General features: G+C 63.3%; 16 protein-coding genes and 2 tRNA genes. 2 read left to right on the top strand and 16 right to left on the bottom strand.

What is annotated here, in order from left to right; translation table 11 throughout:
- Positions 1-26: 26 nt before the first annotated feature.
- The 6 genes from BLQ01_RS04340 to leuC all read right to left on the bottom strand — a co-directional run bounded on the left by BLQ01_RS04340 (position 27) and on the right by leuC (position 6,602).
- Complete coding sequence (locus tag BLQ01_RS04340; protein ID WP_091550261.1) at positions 27-1,163, bottom strand: D-alanine--D-alanine ligase family protein; 1,137 nt, start codon at positions 1,161-1,163, stop codon at positions 27-29.
- Positions 1,163-2,215 (bottom strand): NAD(P)H-dependent glycerol-3-phosphate dehydrogenase, encoded by a 1,053-nt coding sequence (locus tag BLQ01_RS04335; protein WP_026546055.1) that lies wholly within the window; start codon positions 2,213-2,215, stop codon positions 1,163-1,165. The genes BLQ01_RS04340 and BLQ01_RS04335 overlap by 1 nt, the downstream gene beginning before the upstream one ends.
- Complete coding sequence (locus BLQ01_RS04330; RefSeq protein ID WP_026540236.1) at positions 2,212-2,985, bottom strand: lysophospholipid acyltransferase family protein; 774 nt, start codon at positions 2,983-2,985, stop codon at positions 2,212-2,214. The genes BLQ01_RS04335 and BLQ01_RS04330 overlap by 4 nt, the downstream gene beginning before the upstream one ends.
- Positions 2,986-2,996: 11 nt before the next feature.
- Positions 2,997-4,322: a UDP-N-acetylglucosamine 1-carboxyvinyltransferase gene (murA, locus tag BLQ01_RS04325; protein ID WP_026540235.1), complete on the bottom strand. Its 1,326-nt coding sequence runs from the start codon at positions 4,320-4,322 to the stop codon at positions 2,997-2,999.
- A gap of 209 nt (positions 4,323-4,531) precedes the next feature.
- Complete coding sequence (gene leuD / locus BLQ01_RS04320) at positions 4,532-5,140, bottom strand: 3-isopropylmalate dehydratase small subunit (protein WP_026540234.1); 609 nt, start codon at positions 5,138-5,140, stop codon at positions 4,532-4,534.
- Positions 5,141-5,150: 10 nt separating this feature from the next.
- Positions 5,151-6,602 carry a 3-isopropylmalate dehydratase large subunit gene (gene leuC, locus BLQ01_RS04315; protein ID WP_026540233.1) on the bottom strand — a complete coding sequence of 484 codons (1,452 nt, stop codon included), beginning with the start codon at positions 6,600-6,602 and terminating at the stop codon, positions 5,151-5,153.
- A 122-nt stretch (positions 6,603-6,724) separates the two neighbouring features.
- Here leuC and BLQ01_RS04310 point away from each other — a divergent pair, with 122 nt between their 5' ends.
- Both BLQ01_RS04310 and BLQ01_RS04305 read left to right on the top strand, forming a co-directional pair.
- A complete protein-coding gene (locus tag BLQ01_RS04310) occupies positions 6,725-7,444 on the top strand; it encodes an IclR family transcriptional regulator (protein ID WP_014922101.1) in 720 nt (239 codons plus the stop codon).
- A 7-nt stretch (positions 7,445-7,451) separates the two neighbouring features.
- The gene (locus tag BLQ01_RS04305) at positions 7,452-7,988 is read left to right on the top strand and encodes a DUF1697 domain-containing protein (RefSeq protein WP_091550260.1); all 537 of its coding nucleotides are present in this window, start codon (positions 7,452-7,454) and stop codon (positions 7,986-7,988) included.
- Between the two features lie 30 nt (positions 7,989-8,018).
- Here BLQ01_RS04305 and BLQ01_RS04300 read toward each other — a convergent pair whose 3' ends face one another.
- The 10 genes from BLQ01_RS04300 to BLQ01_RS04255 form a co-directional block, all read right to left on the bottom strand.
- On the bottom strand, positions 8,019-9,647 hold the full coding sequence (locus BLQ01_RS04300; protein WP_091550258.1) for a GTPase: 1,629 nt from the start codon (positions 9,645-9,647) through the stop codon (positions 8,019-8,021).
- Complete coding sequence (locus BLQ01_RS04295) at positions 9,644-11,425, bottom strand: dynamin family protein (RefSeq protein ID WP_254779202.1); 1,782 nt, start codon at positions 11,423-11,425, stop codon at positions 9,644-9,646. Before BLQ01_RS04295 ends, BLQ01_RS04300 begins: the two co-directional genes overlap by 4 nt.
- 106 nt (positions 11,426-11,531) lie before the next feature.
- Positions 11,532-11,607, bottom strand: a tRNA-Glu gene (locus BLQ01_RS04290).
- Positions 11,608-11,733: 126 nt separating this feature from the next.
- A tRNA-Gln gene (locus tag BLQ01_RS04285) sits at positions 11,734-11,805 on the bottom strand.
- Positions 11,806-11,962: 157 nt separating this feature from the next.
- On the bottom strand, positions 11,963-12,691 hold the full coding sequence (locus tag BLQ01_RS04280) for an HAD family hydrolase (protein WP_091550256.1): 729 nt from the start codon (positions 12,689-12,691) through the stop codon (positions 11,963-11,965).
- Positions 12,692-12,705: 14 nt separating this feature from the next.
- Positions 12,706-14,226, bottom strand: a complete 1,521-nt coding sequence (gltX, locus tag BLQ01_RS04275) for a glutamate--tRNA ligase (RefSeq protein WP_091550255.1) — start codon at positions 14,224-14,226, stop codon at positions 12,706-12,708.
- A gap of 132 nt (positions 14,227-14,358) precedes the next feature.
- Positions 14,359-15,135, bottom strand: a complete 777-nt coding sequence (locus BLQ01_RS04270; RefSeq protein WP_091550253.1) for a fumarylacetoacetate hydrolase family protein — start codon at positions 15,133-15,135, stop codon at positions 14,359-14,361.
- 23 nt (positions 15,136-15,158) lie between these two features.
- Complete coding sequence (locus BLQ01_RS04265) at positions 15,159-15,959, bottom strand: MBL fold metallo-hydrolase (RefSeq protein ID WP_091550252.1); 801 nt, start codon at positions 15,957-15,959, stop codon at positions 15,159-15,161.
- Positions 15,960-16,319: 360 nt separating this feature from the next.
- Positions 16,320-17,432 (bottom strand): branched-chain amino acid aminotransferase, encoded by a 1,113-nt coding sequence (locus BLQ01_RS04260; RefSeq protein ID WP_026540226.1) that lies wholly within the window; start codon positions 17,430-17,432, stop codon positions 16,320-16,322.
- A gap of 118 nt (positions 17,433-17,550) precedes the next feature.
- Complete coding sequence (locus BLQ01_RS04255) at positions 17,551-18,603, bottom strand: 3-isopropylmalate dehydrogenase (protein ID WP_091550250.1); 1,053 nt, start codon at positions 18,601-18,603, stop codon at positions 17,551-17,553.
- Positions 18,604-18,636 lie beyond the last annotated feature (33 nt).

The following is an 18,636-nucleotide window of genomic DNA, read 5'->3' as shown; positions in this document are numbered from 1 at the left end:
CCGCCCGTCAGTTCAGCAGGCACGCATCAGCGCAGACCCGTTTTGCGGTTCAGGGCCAGATGTATCAATTCGTCGATCAACTCGCCGTAAGCCAGCCCGGATGCCGCCCACATTTGCGGATACATGCTCTTGGGCGTGAATCCCGGCATGGTGTTGATCTCATTGATGATCAGCTCGCCGGCCGGGGTGTAGAAGAAGTCCACGCGGCTAAGCCCCTCGGCTCCCACCGCATCGAATGCCAGGGCAGCAAGTTCGCGAACACGGATGATGGCCTCTTCGGGCATGTCGGCCGGGCAACTCAACGCCGCCGCTCCATCTTCAACATACTTGGCAGCGAAGTCATAGAACTGGTGCTCTCCTGCTGCCACCGCGATTTCACCGGGCATGGACGTCCGGGGCGCGTCCGTGCCGCGTCCTTGGAGTACGGCACATTCGATCTCACGGCCCACAATGCCGGCTTCGATCACGAGTTTCAGGTCATGCCTGCGGGCCTCTTCGATCGCGGCGTCCAGCCCTTCCAGGGAATCCACTTTCGAGATTCCCATGGACGAACCTGCCCGGGCAGGCTTGACGAACACCGGGAAACCAAGTTTGTCCACGCGCTTACGGACGGCCTCGGCGTCGGTAAGCCAGTCCCGGTCCGTAACAGCAATGTACGGTCCGACGCTTAGTCCGGCGGACTCGAAGACCACCTTCATGAAGTGTTTGTCCATGCCCACCGCAGAAGCCAGGACCCCGGCCCCGACATATCGGGTGTCGGAAAGTTCCAGCAGGCCCTGGATGGTTCCGTCTTCGCCCCACGGGCCATGAAGAAGCGGGAACACAACGTCCACGGAGCCCAACTCCTGGGGAATGGCGTTGGGCTCGGTAACGACCAGTTGATGCTCACCGCCCACTTCGGCCAGGGTCACGGTCTTTTCCGACGCCGGCACTTCAGGCAGTGCTGCGGCGCTGAGGGACCACTCACTGGTGTCAGCCGGGGCCAGCACCCATTGCCCCGACTTGGCAATGCCGATCGGAATGACGTCGTACTTGTTCTTGTCGATGGCTCCCATGACCCCGGCCGCGGTGACGCAACTGACGGCATGTTCGCTGGAGCGGCCGCCGAAAAGAACCGCCACGCGGGGGCGGTTGGTTGCGGGGGTGGAGTGATCTGTCACCATCAGTAGTCGCCTTCGGACTTCAGTGCCCGGGCCAGCAAACGTGGTCCCAGGTCATCAACGGACATTCTGCCTTCCAGCACCGCTACCACGGCTGCCGTAATGGGCATTTCAACGTTCAGTTTGCCGGCAAGTTCGTGCACAGCCGGGCCGGACTTGATTCCTTCGGCAGTCTGGGTCATTTGTTCTGCGACCTGTTCCAAAGTCAGCCCTTCGCCCAGCAAACGGCCCGCCGTGTGATTGCGCGACAACGCCGATGAACAGGTGGCTACCAGGTCACCGAGGCCGGCCAGACCGGCCATGGTGTGGGCTTCGCCGCCGAGGGCGAGGGCAAGCCGGGAGGTTTCCGCAAGTCCACGGGTGATGACCGAAGCCTTGGTATTGTCACCCATCTGCCGGCCTTCGCAAATACCCACGGCGAGGGCAATGACGTTCTTGACGATCCCGCCGATCTCAACACCCACCACATCCGTGCTGGTGTACGGCCGGAAGTACGGCGCTGTGCAGGACAACGCTATGGCAGCGGCAGTATCGGCATCGCTGCAGGCAACCACGGACGCTGTGGGCTGCTCACGGGCAATCTCCATTGCAAGGTTGGGGCCAGAAACCACTGCTACACGGTCGGCAGGAAGCCCCAGTTCCTGTGCGATGACTTCGCTCATCCGGGCATCAGTGCCCAGCTCCAATCCCTTCATCAGGGAAACCACCACGGCGTCGGGGGCCAGCAAGGGCTTCCACTCGCTCAGTTGTGGCCGCAACGACTGGGCAGGAACAGCAAGGACCACCAAGGCAGCGTCTTTGAGCACCTCCGCCACGTCAGTGGAGGCGGTGACGGAAGCCGGAAGCTCAATGTCTTTGAGGTACTGCGGGTTGCGGTGCAGTGAATTGATCTGTTCCACAACCTCGGGACGGCGGCCCCAGATCCGGATGCTGCGTTCAGCGCCGGCGGCCTCCGCGGCGTCGGCCAGGATTTTGGCAAAGGTGGTGCCCCATGATCCGGCACCCAAAACCGCCACGACGTCCGGGGTCCGGGCAGGGCTTTGGATAATGGTCATTTACCTTCCTCGGGTTCCGGAGCGTCGGAGGCTCCGCGCTCGACGAAACGGCCATGTTTTGACTGTTTGTGAACAGCCGGATCCCAACGTTCAGCAGGAGCGTCTTCGTTGCGGAGCGTCGCCAGCAGGCCCGTGATGGCGTCCATAATGACTTCGGTTGCCTCAGTCAGCGTGGCGCGATCCATCGGACGGTCGGCGAAGGCACTGAGGTCAACCGGCTTCCCGACCAGGACCCGTACTGTTTTGCGCGGGAAAATGTGAAAACGCTTCGCATAACGGGGGAAGACTTCCTGCGCTCCCCAGTGCGCCATAGGGACAACAGGCGCACCGGTTTGCAGAGCAAGCCTTGCTGCTCCTGTGTGGCCTTTCATGGGCCACAGATCGGGATCCCGTGTCAGGGTGCCTTCGGGATAGATGATGATCGCACCACCGGCGTCCACTACCTCCTTGGCGACTTGCAGCGAACGGTTCGCTCCCGCCGTCGAGCGTTCAACCGGTATCTGCTTGGTGGCTGCCAGCAGTGCTCCGAGCACGGGGACTTTGAAAAGCCCCTTCTTGGCCAGGAAGTGCGGTGGCCGCTTCTGGTTGTAGACCATGTGCCCAATGACGATGGGATCGATCTCGGTGCAATGGTTGGGCGCCGCGATGAAGCCACCCGGGGGAAGGTTTTCAACACCTTCCCACTTCTTGGCCATCACGAGGTTCATCAACGGACGAGCCAGGCCCGCCAGCAGCACGAATGTGGCACGGCTCTTGGCCGATTCCTTCAAAGGATCCCCCGCTACTTGGTGGTGGTGATATCGAAATCGGCGCCCAGGCCGGCCAGCTTCTCGGTAAAGCGCTCGTACCCGCGGTTAATGATGTCGATGCCGGTAACCCTGGAGGTGCCGGTGGCTGCCAGTGCCGCGATGAGGTGGCTGAAGCCGCCCCGGAGGTCCGGGATATCAATATCGGTGCCACGCAGTGGAGTGGGTCCGGAAATCACGGCGGAGTGAAGGAAGTTCCGTTGACCGAACCGGCACGGCACACTGCCCAGGCACTCACGGTGCACCTGGATGTTTGCTCCCATGCGGGCCAGCGCCTCGGTGAAGCCGAACCGGTTCTCATACACCGTCTCGTGCACGATGGACACGCCCTCGGCCTGGGTCAGTGCCACTACCAGTGGCTGCTGCCAGTCAGTCATGAAGCCGGGGTGCACATCCGTTTCCAGCACCAGCGGGGAGAGCTTGCCGCCCTGGTGGTAGAAGCGGATGCCGTCGTCTCCGATGTCCATCCCGCCACCGACTTTGCGGTAGGTGTTCAGGAAAGTCATCATGTCCCGCTGGGATGCACCTTCAACGAAGATGTCTCCCCGGGTCACCAATGCAGCCGAGGCCCATGATGCGGACTCGTTGCGGTCCGGCAGAGCACGGTGGTTGTACCCACGGAGGTCCTTGACGCCCTCAATCCTGATGGTGCGGTCGGTTTGGACGCTGATGATGGCGCCCATTTTCTGAAGGACCGCAATGAGGTCGATGATCTCGGGCTCCGTTGCAGCCCCGATGAGTTCAGTGATTCCTTCTGCCCGTGTTGCGCTCAGCAGCACCTGCTCGGTGGCACCAACCGAAGGATAGGGAAGGGAGATTTTGGCTCCATGGAGGCCGTGCGGTGCGGAGATGTGGATCCCGCCCGGGCGCTTTTCCACCACGGCACCGAACTGGCGGAGCACATCCAGATGGTAATCGATGGGCCTGTCCCCGATTTTGCAACCACCCAGATCGGGGATGAAGGCCTCCCCGATGGCATGGATCAGGGGCCCGCACAGCAGGATGGGGATCCGGGAATCCCCGGCATGGGCGTCAATGGCCGTACTGGAGGCAGTCTTGGCATCCTTGGGATCCAAGGTGAGGTCACCCGTAACGGGGTCCTTCACCACTGTCACTCCGTGCAGCTGCAGCAGGCTGGTGACAACCTCTACATCCTTGATTTCCGGCACGTTCCTCAGCACCGATGGTTCGCTGCCCAGCAACGCCGCCACCATGGCCTTGGGCACCAGGTTCTTGGCACCGCGAACGGTCACTCGTCCCGTTAATGGGACGCCACCGCGGATTGTCAGAACACTACTCATCTATACCGGTTTCCTCACGACTACTCGCCCCCCAAACTTACAAAGGCTCCAGCTAAGCATAGAAGCTTGCGTTACCGAACCGAAATGGACGCACCCTGCGCCGGCCGTACCGGGCCTCAGCAGGCCCTCTACGAAAAAGGACCGGCGGGCAGCCCTTCACGGTGCCCACCGGTCCACAATCTGCCGCTGTGCGGCCTTGGTTGAAGGCTTTAGCCAGCCTCGACCTTCGCAGGAAGCGTCTTCGGTTTGAAGGAAGGCCGCGTGGCCTCGTAAGCGGTGATGTCTTCCTCGTGCTGCAGGGTCAGGCCGATGTCATCCAGGCCTTCCAGGAGGCGCCAGCGGGTGTAGTCGTCAATATCGAAGGGAGCAACAACATTGCCGCACTCCACGGTTTTGCTGACCAGGTCCACCTTGACTTCGGTGCCGGGGGCGTTCTCCAGGACCTTCCAGATGAGTTCAATGTCATCCTGCGCCACCTGTGCGGCGAGCAAACCCTGCTTGCCGGAGTTTCCGCGGAAAATATCGGCAAATCGGGAAGAGAGCACGGCTTTGAAACCGTAGTCCTTCAGCGCCCAGACAGCGTGCTCGCGGGATGAGCCGGTTCCGAAGTCCGGTCCGGCCACCAGCACTGAGCCGGCATTGAACGGGGCTTGGTTGAGGATGAATGACTCATCCTTGCGCCAGGCAGCGAACAGGGCGTCTTCGAAGCCGGTTCGCGTGATGCGCTTGAGGTAGACGGCAGGAATGATCTGGTCGGTGTCCACGTTGCTCTGGCGCAACGGCACGCCGATCCCGGTGTGGGTGGTGAATGCTTCCATGATGATCCTCCTAGACTGCTGTTCCGGTCAGGCTGCCGGCCGTGGCGGACTCAAGGTCCGACGGCGAGCTCAGCGTGCCACGTACGGCTGTGGCCGCAGCGACAACAGGTGAGACCAAGTGGGTGCGTCCCCCCTTGCCTTGCCTGCCCTCAAAGTTGCGGTTGGACGTTGATGCGCAGCGCTCTCCCGGCTCCAGTTGGTCCGGGTTCATGCCCAGGCACATCGAGCAACCGGCGAAACGCCATTCGGCGCCAAATTCCTTGAAGACCTTGTCCAGGCCTTCCGCTTCGGCTTCCAGGCGGACACGGGCCGAGCCGGGAACCACCAGCATGCGGACCTGGGGGTCCTTCTCACGGCCGCGGATGATGTCCGCAGCGGCGCGGAGGTCCTCGATGCGGGAGTTGGTGCAGGATCCAAGGAAGACCGTGTCCACGCGGATGTCCTTCATGGGGGTCCCTGCTTCCAGGCCCATGTACTGGAGCGCGCGCTCGGCCGCAGCCTTGGCGTTCTCGTCGCCGAAGTCTTCAGGGGACGGGACCTTGGCCGAAAGGGAAACACCCTGGCCCGGGTTGGTACCCCAGGTCACGAACGGCTCCAGGGTGTCGGCGTCCAGGTCCACCTCGACGTCGAACCTCGCGTCCTCGTCGGTGTGCAGCGTGTTCCAGTACTCGACGGCGGCGTCCCAGTCTGCGCCCTCGGGCGCATGGGGCCGGCCCTGCATGTAGTCGTAGGTGGTTTGGTCCGGAGCCACCATGCCTGCCCGGGCACCGGCCTCGATGGACATGTTGCAGATGGTCATGCGGGCGTCCATGGACAGTGCCCGGATGGCGGACCCACGGTATTCCAGGACATAGCCCTGGCCACCGCCGGTGCCGATCTTGGCAATGACGGCCAGGATGATGTCCTTGGCCGTGACACCGGGACGAAGGGTTCCTTCAACGTTGATGGCCATGGTCTTGAACGGCTTCAGGGACAGCGTCTGGGTTGCCATGACGTGCTCAACCTCGGACGTGCCGATGCCCATGGCCAAGGCACCGAAGGCTCCGTGCGTTGAGGTGTGGGAGTCGCCGCAAACCACAGTCATGCCCGGCTGGGTCAGCCCCAGCTGCGGTCCGACGACGTGCACGATCCCCTGTTCCTTGTCACCCAGGGAGTGCAGGCGTACGCCGAATTCCTTGCAGTTGGCCCGCAGCGTTTCAATCTGGGTGCGGCTGGTGAGGTCGGCAATTGGCTTGTCGATGTCCAGCGTGGGAGTGTTGTGGTCCTCGGTGGCGATGGTGAGGTCGACACGGCGCAGCGGCCGCCCGGCCAGCCGCAGGCCTTCAAAAGCCTGCGGTGAGGTCACTTCGTGGACCAGATGAAGGTCGATGAAGAGAAGATCGGGCTGGGCGTTGGCTCCTTCGCCTTCACCTTTGCGCACTACGTGCGCGTCCCAGACTTTCTCGGCCAGTGTCTTTCCCACGGCCTGCTCCCTTCACTGCGTTTGGCTTGTTGCGTTGTTCTTTGTCCACTGAAGCAGCATCGCTGCGATATAGGCCAGCGAAAGAACTTGCATCTCAGATATTGAGACGGCAATATCATTACATGGACAATTCTAGTGGAGTCGGTGTCATTGATAAAGCGGCCCAGGTTCTCGACGCCCTCGAGGCCGGGCCTACGACACTCGCGCAACTTGTAGCGGCTACGGGCCTTGCCCGGCCCACGGTTCACCGGCTCGCGCTGGCGCTGGTACATCACCGTTTGGTGAGCCGCGACATCCAAGGACGCTTCGTCCTGGGCAGCCGCCTGGTGGAGTTGGCCTCGGCCGCCGGTGAAGACAGGCTGATCGCCTCCGCTGGACCGGTCCTCATCCAGTTGCGCGACGCCACGGGTGAAAGCGCCCAGATTTTCCGCAGGCAAGGTGACTGGCGCGTCTGCGTGGCATCAGCCGAACGCCCCATTGGCTTGCGCGACACCATTCCTGTTGGCACGCAGCTGTCCATGAAGGCCGGCTCCGCCGCCCAGGTGCTGCTGGCATGGGAGGACCACGACAGGCTCCTGGAAGGGCTGCAAAATGCCCGCTTTACGCCCACCGTACTGGCGGGAGTACGACGCCGGGGCTGGGGTCAGAGCCTCGGCGAACGCGAGCCTGGAGTCGCCTCGGTTTCCGCTCCCGTCCGCGGACCATCCGGCCGGGTCATTGCGGCCGTCTCGATTTCGGGTCCCATTGAGCGGCTGACCCGCCAGCCGGGCCGCCTGCACGCCGAAGTAGTTTGCAACGCCGCCCGGGTGCTGACCGAGGCGCTGCGGAAGAACAACGACTAGGTCCGCCATGGAGAACTACGCCGTATTCCTCCGCGGCATCAACGTCGGTGGCATCAACATCAAGATGGCCGAGCTCAAAGCCGCCCTCCAGAATTATCCGTTCGCCAAGGTCAAGACCCTTCTGGCCAGCGGAAACGTGGTGCTGCAAAGTGAACTCAGCGCCCTGGAAGTCAAGAAGCAGTTCGAGCAATGCCTGCGAACGAGCTTCGACTACGACGCCTGGGTGGTGGTGCTCACAGCAGCGCGCGTTGGCGAACTGGTGGATGCCTGCCCCTATCCGGCTGACGATAAATCCACGCACAGCTACATAACGCTGGCTTCCGATACCGCCATGCTCGATGAACTCTTTGAGGCCGGCGAAACCCTGGGCAGCGTGGAACAGGTGCGCCTGGGCCCGGAGGCGTCGGCGTGGCTGGCCCCTGCCGGCGGCACGCTTGAGAGCCCTTTCAGCAAGCTTTCCTCCAAGGCACGATACAAAGCCGGCACTACCACCAGGAACCTGCGCACCCTCATCAAAGTCAGGGATGCCGCAGCAGCCCTCTAGGCTCAGCGACTCCGGCTCCACGATTCCAGCTCAGCGTACTGGGGCAGAACGTGCCACCTTCAGCGCAGCATTGAAGGCCTTCAGCCGCGTGATCTCTACGTCCACCGGCTCCACGATCCGTCGCCCGGCAACACCAGCCACTGCGGCCTTCAACCTCTTCGCTGCCCGGGCAGCACGTGCCTTTGCCGCCCATCCGCCCACAATCCTGCCTGCTATGGCGAGGACGATTCCCAGCAGCACTCCCCCGGCCACCATCAAGGTGGGCCACGGCCAACCCTCAGTCCGCGGCACCTCCGGCACGGGCATCTGGAAGTAGCCCAGCGCCGCCAGCACACCGAGCCAGCCAAGCCCACCAACGGCCAGCACCAAGGCGAGCCACTGGAGCGTGTTGAACAGCACCCACCACAGTGGCCGCTGTGTTGCCTTGAGGTCGGTGCCGGCAATTGCCTGATCCAAGGCATCGGGCAACTGTTCCCTGCCGTCGCGTGCGGCTGCGCGGATTGCTGCGCGCCACGGCCCCGGAGCACCAGCGGACGCCGCATCCGCGAAATCCCTGACGGCAGCATCGGTGCGTGCCCGCTCCGGCGCGCCGGCCGGAGGCAGTGAGGTCCTGCTGAGTTCGGGACGTGTGTCCTTCCGCCCCAGGTTCAGCCTCCGCAAGGGGTCCGGGCGGAACCGCAGCAACCAACGCGTCACCGGCCACCCCGTCCTTCGGGCTGATTCCCTTGCGAAGGACCTTTGGACCGCGTCCACCACCACCGGTACGTTTGCCGCCGTCGCCAGTTCGGATGCCAGCCGCGCCTTGGCGCCCGCTGTGATGCCGTGGGCTTCACCGTCGCCGGACGCGATTGCCAATTCCGTACCTGCTTTGAGGACGTCCGCTGCCAGCCTCCGCGTTGTTGCTTCCCGTTGGACCACGACGTTCCTGATGGCCGCACGGACGTCCGGTACGCCGGTGCCTGTTACGGCAGATGCGCCGACCACACGCACCTTGCCCAGACCGTCACGTTCCAGGATGCCTTTCAGGGACTCCATGACGGCAGAAGCATCGCCCGCGCTGAGCTTGTCCATCTGGTTCAGGACCACCAGGGTGACGGCCCCGTGGGAAGCCATGGGCCGCAGGAAGTCGTTGTGCACGGCGGCATCGGCGTACTTTTGCGGGTCCAGGACCCACACCAGGACATCCACCATGCCCACCATGCGCTGCGCGATCTCCCGGTTTTCCTCCCTGGTGGAGTCGAAGTCCGGAAGATCCATGAGAACCAGGCCGGTGTCAGCGTCGGCCAACCCCTCAACCGGGGGCAGCACATGGCGTTCCTTGACATCGAGCCAATCAAGCAACGGACCGCTGCCGTCCCCACCCCAGATCCCCGCCAGCGGAGCTGAGGTGGTGGGTCGCCGCGCCGTAGCTGTGGCGAGGTCGCTGCCGGATACGGCGTTGAACAATGAGGACTTACCGCTGCCCGTAGCCCCAAAGAAGCCCACCACGGTGTGCCCGGCGGACAACGAGCGCCTGGAGGTGGCTCGCTCCAAGACCTCGTAGACCGATTGAAGGTTCTCGTCCGGAAGCACGCCTTCTGCGAGTTCGCGGGCCGTATTAAGGGCCTCCAGCCTGCGCTGCAACTGGGAGGCCTCGCGGACCTGGCCGTGGCGGCTCATGCGGTTCCTGCCAAGCGGCGCAAGGTCTTGGCATGTCCGGCCAACTGGTTCCCGGAACGCGGATGCACCGCTTCAAGGCGGTCCAGGAAACGCTGCCGTTCATCATCCAATAGCCGCTGGCACTGCGTGTGCAAGTCATCCCGGGCTTGCTGTGCAAGGCGACGCACGGCATCCTCACCGAACACCGCCTCCAGCAGCTTCTGACCCACTACGGCCGTACCACCGGCGATGCCGATCTCCAGCCCGCTCAAGCCCGCAGTCATGGAGAACACCACTACCATCAGCGCAGCGCCCAGGCCATTCACGCCAAAGGACAACCAGCGCGCCTGGGTTCGCTTTCCCTGCCCTTGGGTGCGGATCATCTCCATCAGCCCTTCCTGCCAGGAGCGGATGGCGGCTGCGGATTTTGCATCGAAACCTTCGCTTGTTCCGGAGAGGTCATCGGCACCAAGCAGGTGCCGGCCGGCCGATCCGGATCGCCAACGGCTGTCCACGTTCTCTGCTGCGTTGGTCGCTTCATCCAGGATCACAGCCTGCAGGCCGGTCTCGATGGCGGTCTCCACTTTCACCGCAGGAGCAGGCTCCCCCCGAAAGAACGCCCCCATACGGTCCCTCATCCGCCCGATGTTCTGCTCCAGCGCCCGGAAAAACTCTCCCGTGCCCACAAAGTCCTGCCACCGGGCCAGTACTTCCCCACGCAAGAGTGCGCCATCCTTGGTGGCCTCAAGAATGCGGGAAAGGGCGTCTTCATACTCCAGGATGCACATCTTCCGGAGTTCATCCGCAGCAGCATCCTGTGCTGACGCTGCCCCGGCGATGCCCTCCAACCGGACGCCGACGGCTTTGACGGCTCCATTAAGGGTGCGCCGGGCGACGTCCGCCCGGCCCGCCGCATTCGCTGCCAGTGCTGCGAGCCACTCACGCAGCGCTGACACCGATTCATCCGGGAGCATGCCCAGATCGTCCAAGGCGCTTTCCGGCACGACAAAGAGCTCTGCCTCGGCAAGCCCCTGCCGGTCCAGCATGGCTTTGAGGTCTGCCCGTACTTCTTCTTCCGCTGCCAAGGGCACCCGGTCCAGGACCACGGCAACAGTGATGTCGCGCGACGCCGCGTCCAGGAGCAGCCGCCAGGGAACGGCATCGGCATAGCGGTTGGCGGTGGTGACAAACACCCAGAGATCCGCGGCGGCGAGCAACTGGCCGGCAAGCCTGCGGTTGTCATCGGAAATTGAGTCGACATCAGGTGCGTCCAGGAGCGCGATGCCCTGGGGCACGGCGTCATGGCCCACCAGTACCAGAGAGGTGATCGCTTGGGCGTCCGGAGCCGCGCCTGCCTCGGTGGCGGGCACTGGACGCGAGGAAACAGTCCCCCGGATGCGCTCAAGGCTGGGAAGGATCCGGTGGCCTTCGAACCAGCCGGCGTCCTGGGGATGATGCAGGAGGATGGGTTGGCGCGTGGTTGGCCTGATGGCCCCGGCCCGCGTCACGGGATATCCCACCAGCGCGTTGACCAGCGTGGATTTGCCCGCACCCGTGGAACCCCCGACGACGGCCAGCAGCGGAGCGTCGAGGCTGCGGTAGCGGGGAATGATGTAGTCATCGAGTTGCGCCAGCGATTCACGGATCCATTGACGGGCCTCGGGGGCATCCTGGATCGCGAGCGGAAGGGTGGTGAGCGCCAATTCGGCACGGGCAGCTTCCAAGGCCTCGACGGCGGCTGCCGCGCCTTGAGCTACGGGGGCTTTCCGGAGAGCTGCCGGGTCTTCGTTTGCGGTCACAGCATCATCATGCCAGCCGTATCCACCTTCGGGGCGCGCGGCTGGCGCCATGTGCATAACGGAGGCAAAAAGAAATCCCCCGGAACCGTGGTTCCGGGGGATTCTGTGGTGACCCCAGCGGGATTCGAACCCGCGTTACCGCCGTGAGAGGGCGGCGTACTAGGCCGCTATACGATGGGGCCTTGCACTTTATTCACCGTTTCCGGTGATCAAGCTGAATGAGTATTTCATATATTCAGCTTCTCTCCAAATCGCTTCAGCGACTCGGAGGTTCCGATTTTCCAGCGAATTCACGCGGATAATCAGAGCTGGGATACCAGGACTCGAACCTAGAATGACGGTACCAGAAACCGTAGTGTTGCCAATTACACCATATCCCAAAGTGACTTTTGGACCGGAGTTCCGCGCTTCGGTTTCCCTCTGCTTTTCCCTCCGTGCCCCTCAGCACGAGTAATGACTCTACCGGAGTCTTGCCACCTGCACAAATCGAGAAGCCGTTACCTGCATCACACGATTCTTTACTGCCCGGCAGCGGGCTTAGACCGCAGTCGAAGCCTTCATCAGCAACCTCGACAATGAGTCCACTTGCCGGCCCGCGAACTCCTCCACTACCTCTCCTGTCCTGTTAAGCCACACGCCAACCAAACCTGCCGCCGTCGCGCCGTCGGCGTCCAGCAGCCTGTTGTCGCCGACATACAGGGTCTCCCCTGGAGCAGTGCCGAGCAGACGCACACCCTCAAGGTAAATGGCGGGATCCGGCTTGGGCACGCCCACCGTATCCGTTCCCACCAAGACCTTGATCCTGGAAAGGCCGGCGCCATCGAGTTTGGCCCGCTGGTAGTCGTGCACGTTGTTGCTCACGGCACCATAAGGGACACCCGCGGCATCAAGGGCATCCAGCACCCCTGCCACATCTTCAAAGGCCCTCACATACGCCGTCTGGCGCTGGTGGTACTCAGCCACCCACGCCTGTGCATCCTCGCCGTCGTCGAGCTCCACGCCAAAGTGACCCAGGGCAGCCCTGCCGCGAAGCAGGCGCTGCTCGTTGAAGGTCAGCTCCCCTGCCAGGTATCGGTCATAGAAGTGCGTGGTCTCGTGGGTGAAGATGCGGCCGAACTTCACCCACCCGGCCTGGTCCAGGCCGGGCAGGAGATGTTCGCTGACGTCACGCAATGCTGTGGTCATGGCGTACTCGAGGTCCACCAGGGTGTCATCGATGTCGAAGAGGACACCGCGGATAGTGCCGAAGGAGCTTACGATCGCCATGACGTGTGCCGCCCTTAGCCGCGGAAGGCGCGAACACGGGCCAAGGAAGAATCCTTGCCCAGGATCACCATTGACTCGAACAAAGGCGGAGAGATGCGGCGGCCGGAAATGGCAGTGCGCACGGGACCGAAGGCTGCGCGGGGCTTGATTCCAAGGTCTTCCACGAGTGCCTGCTTCAGGGCAGTCTGGATGTTCTCGGCAGTCCAGTCCCCGATGGGCTCAAGGGCGGCCAGGGCAGCGTCAAGGACCTCGTCCAGATTGGCAGGGAGCCCCTTCCGGGCGTCATCCGCCACGTCAATGGCGTCGTCGGCCTTGAAGAGGAACGCCAGCATCTCGGGAGCCTCGCCAAGAAGGGTGATGCGCTCCTGGACCAGCGGGGCTGCTTCGGCAAGAATCTCTTCCTGGCGCGGGGTAAGGATCTCCCCCACGAACCCTGCGGCGCGGAGGTACGGGACCAGGCGCTCCTTGAAGTCTTCCGGAGCCAGCAAACGGACATGCGTACCGTTGATGGCCTCGGCCTTCTTGATGTCAAAGCGTGCGGGGTTGCCCAGGACATCATGGATGTCGAAGTTGGCCACCAGTTGCTCCACGGTGAAGATGTCCTCGTCCGCGCTTAACGACCAACCCAGCAGTGAGAGGTAGTTCAGCAGGCCTTCTGGAATGAAGCCGCGCTCCCGGTGCAGGAACAGGCTGGACTCGGGATCACGCTTGGAGAGCTTCTTGTTGCCCTGGCCCATCACGTAGGGCAGGTGACCGAACTCGGGCATGTACTTGGCCACACCGATCGCGTAGAGCGCACGGTACAGGGCGATCTGTCGCGGAGTGGAGCTCAGGAGGTCCTCGCCGCGCAGGACGTGGGTGATGCCCATGAGTGCGTCGTCCACCGGGTTGACCAAGGTGTACAGCGGGGCGCCATTGGCGCGGACTACTGCGAAGTCGGGCACGGATCCGGCCTTGAACGTGATCTCGCCACGGACAAGGTCGTTGAACGTCAGGTCCTCATCCGGCATGCGGAGGCGAAGGACAGCCTCCCGGCCTTCAGCCTTGAACTGCGCCAACTGTTCCTCGGTCAGGTGCCCGTCAAAACCGTCATAGCCCAGTTTGGGGTCGCGGCCGGCGGCCTTGTGGCGGGCCTCGATTTCCTCCGGTGTGGAATAGGACTCGTAGACGTGTCCACCGGCTTTGAGCTTGGCAATGACGTCCTGGTAGATTCCGCCACGCTGGGACTGGCGGTACGGCTCGTGCGGGCCGCCAACCTCTACGCCCTCATCCCAGTTGATGCCGAGCCACTTGAGGGCGTCCAGCAGTTGGTGGTAGCTCTCCTCGCTGTCACGGGCGGAGTCCGTGTCCTCGATGCGGAAGATCAATTTGCCGCCGGTGTGGCGTGCGTAGGCCCAGTTGAACAGGGCGGTACGGATCAGGCCAACGTGCGGAGTCCCCGTAGGCGAGGGGCAAAATCGGACGCGGACCGGAGTGTCGGCGTTGACGGCAGGAATAGCGCTGGAAGCAGCGTTCGACGCAGAAGCAGTAGTCATAGTAGGTCCAACTTTACCGCTTGGCGCCGGCTCGGTTTTCGACCCAACCGCTCGACGGCGGCACCTACCTTTCGTGCGAGAGGCGGGTGCCGCCGTCGGGCCTTGGGTTTTGAGGTTCCGCTGGCTTTGAGCCTAGCGGCGAACCACCGGATTGGAGAGCCGGCCGATGCCTTCGATCTCCACTTCGAAGCGATCGCCTTCGCTCACCAGCCCGACGCCGGCCGGCGTACCGGTCATGATGACGTCGCCGGGGAGCAGGGTAAAGGCGTGGGAAACGATCGAGACGAGTTCGCGCACGCCACGGATCATCTGGTTGGTGCTGCCGTCCTGGCGAAGTTCACCATTAAGCCGTCCCTGGATGGACAAATCCTCGTGGTCGAGCTCGGTTTCGATCCACGGGCCCAGCGGTGCCGAGGTGTCGAACCCCTTGGCGCGCGCCCACTGGAGATCCGTCTTTTGGACATCGCGGGCAGTGAGGTCGTTGCCGCACGTGTACCCAAAGATGACGTCGTCCGCGCGATCCTCCGGGACGTCCTTGCAGATGCGGCCAATGACCACGCACAGCTCCGCTTCGAAGGAAACTTCCTCCGAGAACTCCGGGAGGATGATGGGATCGTTCGGACCGATCACCGAGGTATTGGGCTTCAGGAACAACAAGGGCTGCTGGGGAACTTCATTGCCCAGTTCAGCGGCGTGCTCGGCAAAGTTCCGGCCGACCCCAATGACCTTGCTGCGGGGAATGATCGGAGCCAGGAGCCGGACGTCCTCGAGCTTGTGCTTCAAATGGGTACGTTCAACGCCGTTGAAGAAGGGGTCGCCGTTGATGACAGTGATTTCCTCACTGCCGGGCTCGCCTTCAACAACGCCGTAAAGGGGATCAGAATCAACTACAAACCGGGCGATACGCATGGGCTCAAGCCTACAGTCCGGGTTTAGCTTCTGAGGTAATCCAACTGGGCGGCAACGGAAGTCTCTGCCGCCCACCGCACTGATGGGTCGACGTCGGGGTACACGGCATCGGTGACTGCCCCGATCGAAGCCCCACCGCCCAACTGCTTCAGCGCTGCCCTGATTTGGTCGAGGCGCTGACCACGGTGATCCCTGTACTCCCGGCACTTATCGTCCAGGGCCGGGAGCACGGGGCCGTGCGCGGGAAGGAGGGTAGCCGGCCCGAGTGCCTCAAGCTTGTCCAGGCTTGCAAGGTAATCGCCCAACCGGCCATCCGGATAATCCAAAATTGTGGTGCCGCGTCCCAGGATGGTGTCGCCGGTCAGGACAGAGCCGTGGGGGCCGTCGGCGGGAAGATGGAAACACACCGAGTCCGATGTGTGGCCAGGGGTGGCAACAACGCGGACTTCCACGCCCCCTGCAGTGAGGACTTCCCCATCCCTGAGGGGCTCGCCGCCGTGGCAGTGCTCAGGCAGAACGGCGCGGACCGGCGCTCCCGTCAGCTCGTGGAAGCGTGCTGACGCTTCAGTATGGTCGGCGTGCCGATGAGTAATCAGGACAACGTCCACAGTGCCCGCCGCTGCCAGCGCTGCCAAGTGCTGCTCATCTTCGGGCCCGGGGTCCACCACGGCCACGCGACTGGAGCCTGGAGCTCCGATGACGTATGAATTGGTGCCGTCCAGGCTCATCGGTCCCGGGTTAGGGGCCAGCCGGAAACGGGTCAGCCCGCTGCTGCGCTGGAGGGGAGAGGTCTCGCCGCTTGGTGCGTTGCCGGTGTTCGCCATTGATTCAGAAGTCACGCTCCCATCTTGGCACCGAACCGATGCTCATTCACATCCCCCGCCCTACCGACCGATCCTCTCTCACATCCCCCGCCCTACCGACCGATCCTCTCTCACATCCCCCGCCCTACCGACCGATCCTCTCTCACATCCCCCATCCGACCGCCGATAGGTGAGAGCGTTGCGCCCACACCAAGGGGACCTGCAAGAGCGTCGCGCCCACACCAAGGGGACTTGCAAGAGCGTCGCGCCCAACCCAAGGGGACCTGCAAGAGCGTCGCGTAAGCAGAACGGCGGCCCTTCCGCTTGATGGCCAAGGGAAGGGCCGCCGTCGTGCCGTGGCGTTTCGAAACGCTCCGGAAGCTAGACCAGGCGGGTCAGCCAGCCGTGGGTGTCCTCGACCTTGCCGGTCTGGATGCCCAGGAGCTGCTCGCGGATGGCCATGGTGGTCTCGCCCGCCGTCGCGTCCTCAGAACCGATGAACTCCGTGGCGTCCTTGAGCACACCGATCGGAGTGATCACGGCTGCGGTGCCGCAAGCGAAGACCTCGGTGATCTCGCCGGAGGCAACGCCGTCGCGCCACTCATCCAGGGTGATCTTGCGCTCGGTGACCTCGCGGCCCATGTCCTTGGCCACCTGGATGACGGACATGCGGGTGACGCCTTCAAGGATGGTGCCGCTGAGGGCCGGCGTGACCAGCGAGCCGTCCTTCATCACGAAGAAGACGTTCATGCCGCCGAGTTCTTCCACGGCGTCGTCGTTGAAGTGGTCCAGGAACAGTACCTGCTTGCACCCGTTCGCTTCGGCTTCCTGCTGCGCGATCAAGGAAGCAGCATAGTTGCCACCGCACTTGGCAGCACCGGTCCCGCCGCGGCCGGCACGGGCATATTCGCGGGAGATCCAGATGGAAACAGGCTTGAGCTCGCCGCCGAAGTAGTTTCCTGCGGGAGAAGCGATAACGCGGAAGGACACTTCACGGGCAGCACGCACACCAAGGAACGCCTCCGTGGCGATCATGAACGGACGAAGGTAGAGGGCTTCACCGTCACCGGAAGGAACCCATTCCTTGTCAGCCTGGACCAGCTCGCGGATGGCACCCAGGAAGAACTCCTCGGGCAGCTCGGGCAGTGCGAGGCGGCGCGCGGACTTGTTCAAGCGCGCTGCGTTGGCCTCGGGACGGAAGGTCCAGACGGAACCATCTGCGTGGCGGTAGGCCTTGAGGCCCTCGAAGATTTCCTGGCCGTAGTGCAGCACCGCCGCAGACGGGTCCAGGGAGATCGGTCCGTAGGGCTCGATCCTGGCATTCTGCCAACCGCCATTGCCATCGGCGTCAACCTTGTAGTCGACGACGGCGGTGTGGTCGGTGAAGTAGTCGCCGAAGCCTGGGTTCGCCAGGATGGCTGCACGCTCCTCAACAGACTTCGGTGTTTCCGAAAGCTGCTGGCTGAATTCGACGCCATGGGCAGTCTGAGTCATGTTTCCTCCACAGTCAGCTACCTGGCAGGGCGAACCGGGCCTAAAAAGGGTGCGGTTCAGCGATGGACCAGGGAAGCAGGTAAATAATTCAACACAAGCTTACGCCTGAGTATTGGGCCTAAAGTGCGGCCGCGATGGCATCGCCGATGGCAGCTGTGCTGCGTGGCTCGCCGGTGCGGCTTTCGACGTCGGCGACCACTGCCGCCTCGATCTTGCGGGCCGCCGTGGTGTAGCCAAGGTGGTCCAGGAGGAGCACTGCGGAGAGGATGGCCGCGGTGGGATCGGCTTTCTGCTGTCCGGCGATATCCGGAGCGGAGCCGTGGACGGGCTCGAACATTGACGGCGCTGTGCGGTCCATGTTGATGTTGCCCGATGCCGCCAGGCCGATGCCGCCGGTCACGGCTGCGGCGAGGTCAGTGAGGATGTCACCAAAGAGGTTGTCGGTAACGATCACGTCGAAGCGCGCGGGGTCGGTCACCATGAAAATGGTGGCGGCGTCGATGTGCAGGTAGTCGTGCGTGACCTCGGGGAATTCCTGGGCCACCGCTTCAACAGTGCGCTTCCACAGGTGTCCGGCAAAAACCAGCACATTGTGCTTGTGGACGAGCGTGACGTGCTTACGCGGACGCTCGTTGGCACGACGGAACGCGTCGCGGACAACGCGCTCCACACCGTGGGCCGTGTTGAGGGAGACCTCGGTAGCGACCTCGTGGGGGGTGCCACCGCGCAACGTCCCGCCATTGCCCACGTACGGGCCTTCGGTGCCCTCGCGGACCACGATGAAATCAATCGTGCCGGGGTTTGCCAAGGGGCTGCCGACAGTGCCGTACAGGCGGGAGGGGCGCAGGTTCACGTAGTGGTCCAGGCTGAAGCGGAGCTTGAGCAGCATCTCGCGTTCGATGATGCCAGAGGGGATGCGGGTATCACCCGGGGCCGCTCCCACAGCGCCGAAGAGGATGGCATCGCGGGTGCGAAGGTCCGCCAGGACCTCGTCCGGGAGGGTCTCGCCTGTTTCAAGCCAGTGCTGGGCACCGAGCTTGTAGTTGGTCAGTTCAAGGGCAACGCCTTCGGCGGCTACGGCCTTTTCGAGGACCTTGACGGCTTCGGCGATGACCTCGGGGCCAATGCCGTCGCCAGGGATGACAGCGAGATTGATGGACGTTGCACTCATAGCTCTATCTAGCCAAGCAATCCACATGCTGGT

It is taken from the genome of Arthrobacter sp. UNCCL28, from assembly GCF_900102805.1.
Classification (GTDB): domain Bacteria; phylum Actinomycetota; class Actinomycetes; order Actinomycetales; family Micrococcaceae; genus Arthrobacter; species Arthrobacter nicotinovorans_A.
This window is presented reverse-complemented; position numbering and strand designations above follow the sequence as displayed.